Here is an 8834-nt window from a genome sequence, read left to right as displayed (position 1 = left end):
GGATTTGTCGACGATGCGTCCACCGCGGCCAGCGCCACATGGACAATGTAGCCCTGAACCACCACTTCCTCCCGAAGGACCGAGAGAGGGATCGGCGACGGCTTTCCGGCGGCAAGCGCGGCCAGGATGGTCTTTCGCTGTTCGACGAAACGGCCCTCGAAATTGGCCTTTGCCTTTTGCATTGCCTCCAGAATGTTCGACGGGGTTTCCGGATGGCCCGCCATCTCAGTCACCTGTGCCCAGGTTTGCATGCCCCGCCCGAACTGTTCGGCGACAGCGAGATCGTCGTCGCGGGTCCAGGGCTGCCCTGTGCTGAGGGCGCTTTGGATACGAAAACCCATCATTCCCAGGTTGAGGCGGGTGGCCCAGGCAGCACGCTTAATCGCGAGCAGATCGCCCACCGCGGAAGAGGACTGGCCGATTGATGTATCGAGCAGGTCGGTTGCCGCCGTCAGCGCATCGAGAAACTCGTTCTGGGTTTTCAGCCAGTTGTCCGCCAGTCCCTTTTCGCGGGCGGCGAGCGGCTTGCGCAGGGCTTCGTCGGCGGCCTTGCGTGACTGTTCCACCCTGTCGAAGCTGGCGCGCAACCGGTCTGCCGCCGCGGGGGCGCCCGGCAGGTCGGCGGAGGCGAGCGCCTTGACGATGGCACGGTATCCTTCGGAGGAAATCCGGCGCTGGTCGGCGATCTCCTGTTCCGCGCTGCTCTCTAGAGGTTTATCGGAGCCCAGGCCCGGAGTCACCAGGCCGCGTTCCAGTCGGGTGGCGAGCAGTGTCTTAAGCAAAACCCGGCTTGTCACGCTCAGTGTCGCGACACGTTCGGCGCTTCGGTATCGTGATACTGCATCGACAAGAGTGATGGAATTCTGCGCGATCAGCAACAAGCCAAGCGCAAGGGTCAGCAGCCCGATCGTCGCGCGGACAGACAGCGAGGACAGAATGGACTTCATTGTTTCCGCCTTTATAGAAGTACAAATACTCACTTTTAAGATTTTTGATTAATCTTCTACAAAGGCGGTTTAAAAAATATTAATCCATCCAAGATTCAATAAAATTTTCATGGATTCGTCGTTCGGTGTCTCCTGTGCGCAAGTTTGGTTGATGTTTAATGTTTGAAACGAGGAAATATTATTTTTGGGATGGAATAGGTATATTACTACAGCTGGTATGTTCGCGAGCCATCGTTCCCATCCCGCCTCTAATCCACAGCCTTAGGTCGGCGGAGGCTGTGTCCTGGGTGGAGCGTGGAACGTCCTTACTGGCCCTGTTTCACGCCGTTCCATCCATGCCGTTCGTTCGTGACGGACAGCAAGGTCCGCCTTGTCTCATCGGCAAATAGGCGCCCTGCGTCCCGCACCGCTTGCGTGCGGGCGGGCACCTCGCTAACTATGCCCACTTCATCGGACGGAGTGTAAGCGGTGCGGTACGTCAGCACGCGGGGCGCGGCCCCGGTCTTGGGTTTCGAGGACGTCCTTCTTGCCGGGTTGGCGCGCGACGGCGGCCTCTATGTGCCGGAGACCTGGCCGCAATTTACGGCCGACGACATCCGCGCCATGCGCGGGCTGCCCTACAGCGAGATCGCCGTCCGCGTGATGCTGCCCTTCCTGGGCGGCGCCATCGCCGAGGACGAGTTCCGCGCCATCGTCCGTGACGCCTATGCCAGCTTCGACCATGCCGCGGTGACGCCGCTGGTGCAGGTCGATCCGACCACCTGGGTGCTGGAGCTGTTCCACGGCCCGACGCTTGCCTTCAGGACGTGGCGCTGCAACTGCTCGGCCGCCTGTTCGACCATGTGCTGGCCAAGCGTGGGCAGCGGGTGACCATCGTCGGCGCCACCTCCGGCGACACCGGTTCCGCAGCCATCGAGGCCTGCCGCGACCGCCAGAACGTCGACATCTTCATCCTGCACCCCAAGGGCCGCACGTCCGAGGTGCAGCGTCGGCAGATGACCAGCGTGCTGTCGTCCAACGTCCACAACATCGCGCTGGACGGCACCTTCGACGATTGCCAGGACCTCGTGAAGGCGATGTTCAACGACGGCGCCTTCCGCGACCGGATGGGGCTGTCGGCGGTGAACTCGATCAACTGGGCCCGCATCATGGCCCAGATCGTCTATTACTTCACCGCCGCGGTGGCGCTTGGCGCCCCCGACCGCAAGGTCGCCTTCACCGTGCCGACCGGCAATTTCGGCAACGTCTATGCCGCCTACGGCGCCCGCGCCATGGGGCTGCCGATCGAGACGCTGGTGGTCGGCTCCAACAGCAACGATATCCTGGCGCGCTTTTTCGCCAGTGGGAGCATGGTCGCGGCGCCCGTCGTGCCTACCTTGTCTCCCAGCATGGACATCCAGATCTCTTCCAACTTCGAACGGCTGCTGTTCGACCTGCTCGACCGCGACGGCACCGCGGTGACGGAGGCGCTGAACCGCTTCCGCACCGAGGGCAGGTTCGCGGTGACCGACGCTCAGCTTGCCCGCGCGCTGGCCATCTTCTCCGGCCACCGGGTGGACGAGGCCGCCACCATGGCGACCATCGCCGAGGTGTGGAAGGGCAGCCTCTATCTGCTCGATCCGCACACGGCGGTTGGCATCGGGGCTGCCAAGGCCGCGGTCGCGGCCGGCCGGGTCGATCCGTCCGTTCCCATGGTGGTTCTCGCCACCGCCCATCCCGCCAAGTTCCCCGACGCGGTGGAGAAGGCGACCGGCCGCCGGCCGGAGCTGCCGCCGCGTCTGTCCGATCTTTATGTGCGCGAGGAGCGCCTGTCCGACCTGCCGAACGATCTGGCGGCGGTCCAGGACTTTGTCACCAAGCGCGCCCGCGCCGCCCAGGAGGCCGCATGAGTTCCATTCGTGTGACGACGTTGCCCAACGGGCTTCGCGTCGCGACCGACACCATGCCCGACGTGCAGTCCGTGTCTCTCGGCTGCTGGGTCGGGGTTGGCACCCGCAACGAGGCGGCGAGCGTCAATGGCGTCGCCCATCTCGTCGAGCATATGCTGTTCAAGGGCACCCGCCGCCGCTCGGCCTTCCGCATCTCGGAAGAGATCGAGAATGTCGGCGGTCAGCTGAACGCCTACACCACCCGCGAGCAGACCGCCTATTACGCCAAGGTCCTGCACGAGGATGCGCCGCTGGCGCTCGACATCCTCTCCGACATGATCCAGCACTCGACGCTGGATGCCGAGGAGCTGGTGCGCGAGCGCACGGTGGTGCTGCAGGAGATCGGCCAGAGCGCCGACACGCCCGACGACATCATCTTCGACCATTTCCAGTCGACCGCTTATCCGGGGCAGGCCATCGGCCGTCCGGTGCTGGGTTCCGCCGAGATCGTCGGCGCCCTGCCGCGCGAGGCGCTGGTCGATTACATCGCCGGGCATTACGGCGCCCCCGGCATGGTGCTGAGCGCCGCCGGCCGCATCGAGCATGACCGCATGGTCGATCTGGCGATGAAGGCCTTCGGCGACCTGCCGAGCGGCGCCCCGCCCAAGCCGGAGACCGCCCGCTACACCGGTGGCGATTTCCGCGAGGACCGCGACCTGGAGCAGATGCACCTCGTGCTCGGCTTCGACGGGGTGGGGGTCCATGATCCGGACTTCTACGCCCATTCGGTGCTCTCCACCCTGCTCGGCGGCGGCATGTCGTCCCGCCTGTTCCAGGAGGTGCGGGAGAAGCGCGGGCTGGTCTATTCCATCTACACCTTCACCGGCGGCTACCATGACGGCGGCCTGTTCGGCGTCTATGCCGGCACCGGCGAGGACGAGGTGGCGGAACTGGTCCCGGTCGTCTGCGACGAGATCGCCAAGGTCGGCGCCGACGTCACCGAGGATGAGGTCGCCCGTGCCCGTGCCCAGCTGAAGGCCGGCACGCTGATGGCGCTGGAAAGCACCATGTCGCGCTGCGAGCAGCTGGGCCAGCAGATCCTGATCTACGACCGCCCGGTCCCGGTCGAGGAGATCGTGGCGAAGATCGACGGTGTCGACCGCGAATCCGTGGTCAAGGCCGCCACCCGCCTGCGCACCAGCCGCCCGACCGTCGCCGCCCTCGGCCCCATCGCCAAGCTGGAAAGCTACGACCGCATCGCGGAGCGTCTCGCCTGACGATGAAGACCGTGGCCGCGTCTCCTCTCTCCTTGCACTTTTCTCCCTCTCCCCCCCGCGTCAGCGCAAGCGGAGTTTGCGCTGACGCGGCAGGCGGACCTCCGGTCCGCCGAAAGCGGGGAGAGGGTCGGGGTGAGGGGGATGCATTGCGTGGAGCGTTCGGCGGGTGGAGCCCCCTCACCCTAACCCTCTCCCCGGGGGGGAGAGGGAAAAGAAAGGTGGGAAAGGTACGGGTGCAATGATCCGCCTTCTTGGCAGCGGCCTCATCAGCCCGCCCGCGATCCGGCTGGACGGACCGCACTGCTACATCCGGCCGCCGCTGCCGCGCGACTGGCGGGAATGGTCCGACCTCCGCGCCGCCTCGCGCGGTTTCCTCACGCCATGGGAACCCACCTGGCCGGCCGACGCCCTGACACGCACCGCCTTCGCCCGGCGGCTGCGGCGGCAGGCGCAGGAATGGCGGGACGATCTCGGTTACAGCTTTCTGATCTTCGACCGGGCGACCGATGCGCTGGTCGGCGGACTCGGCCTGACCAACATCCGCCGTGGCGTGGCGCAGATGGGGACGCTCGGCTATTGGGCCGGGCAGCCTTACGCCCGCAACGGCTATGTGTCCGGCGGCACCCGGCTGGCTCTTGAGTTCGCCTTCAACCAGCTCGGTCTGCACCGGGTCGAGGCGGCCTGCCTGCCCACCAACCTGCCGAGTCGCGGCCTGCTGGAAAAGGTCGGCTTCTCCCATGAGGGCTATGCCCGTGGCTACCTGCGCATCGACGGTGCGTGGCGCGACCATGTCCTCTATGCCATCCTGCGGGAGGAGTGGCAGGGCTGATCGAAATGCCCCGCCGACCCACCCCGTCCGGCAGCGTTTACTTCGAAGGCTGGTTGTTGCCGTGGGCATCCTGCGGCTGGTCGGTCTGCTTCCTGGCCTCGTCCTTCTTCTTTGCTTCGTGGTGGCCAACCGCGCAGCCGAGGGCGGCACCGGCGACGCCGTGGCCCGACCCGACCATATGGCCGGCGGCGCCGCCGACGGCAGCACCCTTCACGCATCCCTTGGCTTCGGCCGGATAGGGCAGGGCGGCAATGCCGCCGGCCAGGACCGCGACTGACAAGGCGGCAAAGACAGTCTTCATCATGGCTGATTCCTCGTTTCGACAAGAGCGTCGATACGAGGGAAACAGCCCCTCTGCACCACGGTTCCGCTCAGCGCTGGTCCAGCTTGATCTCGATCCGGCGGTTCTTCGCCAGCGCCTCGTCCGACGTGCCGGGGTCGATGGGCTGGAACTCGCCGAAGGCGGCGGCGGCGAGCCGCTCCGGCGGGATGCCCTGATCGATCAGGAACCTGACCACCGACAGGGCACGGGCCGACGACAGCTCCCAATTGGAGGCGAATTGGAAGCGGACCGGCTTGATGTCGGTGTGGCCGTCCACCCGCAGGACCCAGTTGATGTCGGAGGGGATCGCCTTGCCGATCTCGATCAGGGTGCGGGCGAGGTCGGCCAGTCGCTGCTTGCCGGCATCCTCCAGCGTTGCCGACCCGGACGGGAACAGCAGTTCCGATTGGAAGACGAAGCGGTCGCCGACGATCCGCACGTCCGGTCGGTTGCCCAGCGCCTCACGGACGCGGCCGAAGAACTCCGACTTGTAGCGGGCGAGGTCCTGGACCTTGGCGGCGAGCGCCTGATTGAGCCGGGCACCCAATTCGGCGATCTGCACCTTCTGCTCGGCAGACGCCTTCTCCGACACCTCCAGCGCCGCACCGATGCGGGCGAGCTGGTCGCGCAGTGCCAGGAGCTGCTGGTTCAGCAGGTCGATCTGCTGCTTGCTCTTGGTCCCTGCCGCCTGCTCGCCGGTCAGGGAGGCCATCAGGTCGCGGATGCGCAGGTCGCGCTGCTCCAGATCCTTTTGCGCCTGGGTGCGGCTGTCGGCCAACTGCGACTCCAGGCCTTTCAGCCGGATGTCGCGCTGGTCGATCTCCTTCTGCGCCAGCATCGTCTTTTCGGCAGCGGAGGCCAGCTCCGATTCGAGCGCCTTGGCACGGTCGCGGGTGGTGCCGAGTTCGGCCAGCAGGGACTGCCGTTGCTGCTCGGTCAGCTTGGCCACCGCCGCCGCTGCGGCCAATTCGCCCTCAAGCTTCTGCCGGGCCTCGCGCAGGGCTTTGATATCGGCCTGGAGGCTGAGGATCTCCTTCAGCTTGAGGTCCAGCGACTCGCGGTCGACACGGACATTCCGCTGGAGTTCTTCCAGCGTGCGGGCCGTGCGGTCGCGGTCCTCCTGAAGCTGGCTCAGCTTCAGGGTCATGTCGTCGCGGGCGGTGACGGAGGTCTGCAGCTCGGTCGACAACTGGGTGATGTTGACGCGGAGGTCGCCATTGGCCTCCCGCTCCATCGCCAGCAGGTCGTTCATCTCCGCGATCTTGTGGTTCAGCGTGGTCAGCTGCTCGTCACGGCCGGTCAGGGCGGTGGCGAGATAGAACTGCGCCACGACGAAGACCATCAGCAGGAAGATGACGACCATCACCAGCGAGGACAGGGCGTCGACCCAGCCGGGCCAGGCGCTGGCGTCGCGGTGGCCGTTGCGGCGGCTGATGCTGGCCATGGGGACTCCCGGTGTCGGCCTTCGGTGTTAGCGCGGCTGCTGCTGGTCGGCTTCTTCGGCGAGTGCTGCGATGGTGCGGGCCAGCAGCTTGATCTCGCTGCGGATTTCCTGCACCGCCTGAACCCGGCCGTTGGAGGATTCCTCGACGATACGGGCGAGGTAGATGTCCATGTTGCGCAGATGCTGGCGCGAGGCGTCGTCGAAGCCGGCGCCGGAATTCTCCGCCAGCCGGTCTAGCAGCCCCTTCACCTCCAGCTGGTTCTCGCCCAGGCGCAGGAGAAGCTGCTGTTCGGCCCGCATATGGTCGGTCAGGCTCGACAGCCGCTCGGTCAGCGCCATCAGGTTGGCATTGGCCGCGCGCCGGCCCTCTTCCGCCGTGGCCACGGTGCGCTGGAGAGAGTCGAGATTCTCGGCGGTCTGCTCCAGCAGGGCGGTCAGATAGGCCGAGGCGGCATGGTCGCCCGACTCGAGACCGCCGGCGGCGCCGCTCGACAGGCGGGTGGCGCTGGACAGCCAGTCTTCCAAATCCTGGAAGAAACGGTTGTGGGCCTGGCTGGCCTGGAGTTCGAGGAAGCCCAGCACCAGTGACCCTGCCAGACCGAACAGCGAGGAGGAGAAGGCGGTGCCCATGCCGACCAGCGGTGCTTCCAGCCCCTGCTGCAGGCGGGAGAACATGGCGCCGACATCGCCGCCCTGGACCGACAGGCTGCCGATTACGCCGCCCACCGACTGCACGGTGTGCAGCAGGCCCCAGAAGGTGCCGAGCAGGCCGAGGAAGATCAGCAGCCCGATCAGATAGCGCGACAGTTCCCGCGATTCGTCGAGGCGCGAGGCGATGCCGTCCAGCAGCGATCGCATCGACAGCGCCGACAGGGTCAGCCGGCCGCGCCGCTCGCCCAGCATGCGCGCCATCGGCGCCAGCAGCACCGGCTCCTGCAGGGAGGCCGGGGCGACGCCGCTCTGGTACTGCTCCAGCCACGCCACTTCGGGCCGGAGCATCAGAACCTGCCGGAAGATGAAGGCGATGCCGGCCAGCAGCGTCGCCAGGATGACACCGTTCAGCGGGGCGTTGTTGAGGAAGGCGGAGCGCAAGGCGGGGAACAGCAGGCCGGTCACCGCGCCGACCACCACCAGGAACAGGATCATCCGGGTCAGGAACCGCTCCGGGCGTGTCATGAGGGCGGATATCTCCAGCGGTCGGGTCGTCGGGGTTGTGGCGGTCATGATGCTCCGAAGGGGTGTTCCGATCAGACCTCGCGCACGATGTGGGCGCTACTCATTCAGAAAGACGATGTCGATGCGGTCGGAAGCCCCGCCGCCTTCGTCGAGACCCAAGGCGCGGACATCGACGCGGGTGCTGCGGATCCCGAACGCGGTCAGCCGCTCGCGCAGGGCCAAGGCCCGGGCCAGCGCCCGCTGCCGTGCCTCGCGCGCCGTATCCGGCGTGCCGCTGGCATAGGAGCGAAGCTGGAGCCTCGCGGTGTCGCTGGCGCGCAGCCGCTCGACTATCCGGTCGACCACGGCATCCGCCGCATCCGGCAGATTGGTGGCATCGGCGGGGAACACAAGGCTCAAAACGCTCGAAGGTGGCAGGCTAGCCGACGGTGGTGCCGCCTCCGGAGGGGGAGGGAGGGCCGCCGTGTCCGTGCGCGGCGTCGCCGGAGCCGGGGTGGCGGGTGCCGGAGCGGCCGGTATCCCTTGGGCGGCCGACGTCTGCGGCTGGGCAGGAGCCGCAGCCGGAGGCTGGGTGCGGGCGGTGGTGGTGGCGCGGGGCACCGGCTGGGCTGGACCTTCGGTCAGTTCCGGCGGTGGCGGGGCTTCGAGCGGTTGCGGCAGGTTCAGGCGCGGCGGCGCCTTGACCGCCGGCGGGGTGCGCAGGCTGGGGCGCGGCGGGACCGACAGGGGAACCGCGTTTTCCAACGTCAGGCCGGCCGGCGAGACGGCGGTGTTGGCGGACGGCGCCGACGCTGCCGACAGGGCAGCCGGAATGAGCGTCCAGACCGCGCACAAGGCGGCGGCGGCAAGCTGCTTGCGGTCGGCGTGTCCCCAGCGGCGCAAAACGATGTGTCCCGTTAAACCTTTGTCCCGCAAACCATAGCCTATCGATCGCTCCAGCCACAACCGATCGTCCGCCGTCTCCGTTCGGG

At 66.9% G+C, this 8834-nt stretch carries 6 protein-coding genes and 2 pseudogenes; 3 read left to right on the top strand and 5 right to left on the bottom strand.

The annotated features are described in order from the left end of the window. Nucleotides 1-947, bottom strand: a pseudogene (locus I71_RS24065) (methyl-accepting chemotaxis protein); the annotation flags it as partial. A gap of 468 nt (nucleotides 948-1415) precedes the next feature. On the opposite strand from I71_RS24065, the pseudogene thrC reads away from it, so the two are divergent. The 3 genes and pseudogenes from thrC to I71_RS24050 all read left to right on the top strand — a co-directional run bounded on the left by thrC (nucleotide 1416) and on the right by I71_RS24050 (nucleotide 4921). Beyond that, nucleotides 1416-2836, top strand: a pseudogene (thrC, locus tag I71_RS24060) (threonine synthase). Continuing rightward, the gene (locus I71_RS24055) at nucleotides 2833-4092 is read left to right on the top strand and encodes a pitrilysin family protein (protein WP_042699494.1); all 1260 of its coding nucleotides are present in this window, start codon (nucleotides 2833-2835) and stop codon (nucleotides 4090-4092) included. The pseudogene thrC and the gene I71_RS24055 overlap by 4 nt, the downstream one beginning before the upstream one ends. 238 nt (nucleotides 4093-4330) lie before the next feature. Continuing rightward, nucleotides 4331-4921: a GNAT family N-acetyltransferase gene (locus tag I71_RS24050; RefSeq protein WP_042699491.1), complete on the top strand. Its 591-nt coding sequence runs from the start codon at nucleotides 4331-4333 to the stop codon at nucleotides 4919-4921. Nucleotides 4922-4958: 37 nt separating this feature from the next. Here the strand turns inward: I71_RS24050 and I71_RS24045 are convergent, their stop codons facing one another. The 4 genes from I71_RS24045 to I71_RS24030 all read right to left on the bottom strand — a co-directional run bounded on the left by I71_RS24045 (nucleotide 4959) and on the right by I71_RS24030 (nucleotide 8745). After that, nucleotides 4959-5225, bottom strand: coding sequence for a hypothetical protein (locus I71_RS24045; RefSeq protein ID WP_244434018.1), 267 nt, complete (start codon nucleotides 5223-5225; stop codon nucleotides 4959-4961). Between the two features lie 67 nt (nucleotides 5226-5292). Continuing rightward, the gene (locus I71_RS24040) at nucleotides 5293-6687 is read right to left on the bottom strand and encodes a peptidoglycan -binding protein (RefSeq protein WP_042699488.1); all 1395 of its coding nucleotides are present in this window, start codon (nucleotides 6685-6687) and stop codon (nucleotides 5293-5295) included. Nucleotides 6688-6714: 27 nt separating this feature from the next. Next, complete coding sequence (locus I71_RS24035; RefSeq protein ID WP_042699485.1) at nucleotides 6715-7911, bottom strand: hypothetical protein; 1197 nt, start codon at nucleotides 7909-7911, stop codon at nucleotides 6715-6717. A gap of 48 nt (nucleotides 7912-7959) precedes the next feature. Then, on the bottom strand, nucleotides 7960-8745 hold the full coding sequence (locus I71_RS24030; protein ID WP_042699482.1) for an OmpA family protein: 786 nt from the start codon (nucleotides 8743-8745) through the stop codon (nucleotides 7960-7962). Nucleotides 8746-8834: the final 89 nt, after the last annotated feature.

Source organism: Azospirillum sp. B506 (genome assembly GCF_000333595.1).
Taxonomy (GTDB): Bacteria; Pseudomonadota; Alphaproteobacteria; order Azospirillales; family Azospirillaceae; genus Azospirillum.
This window is presented reverse-complemented; position numbering and strand designations above follow the sequence as displayed.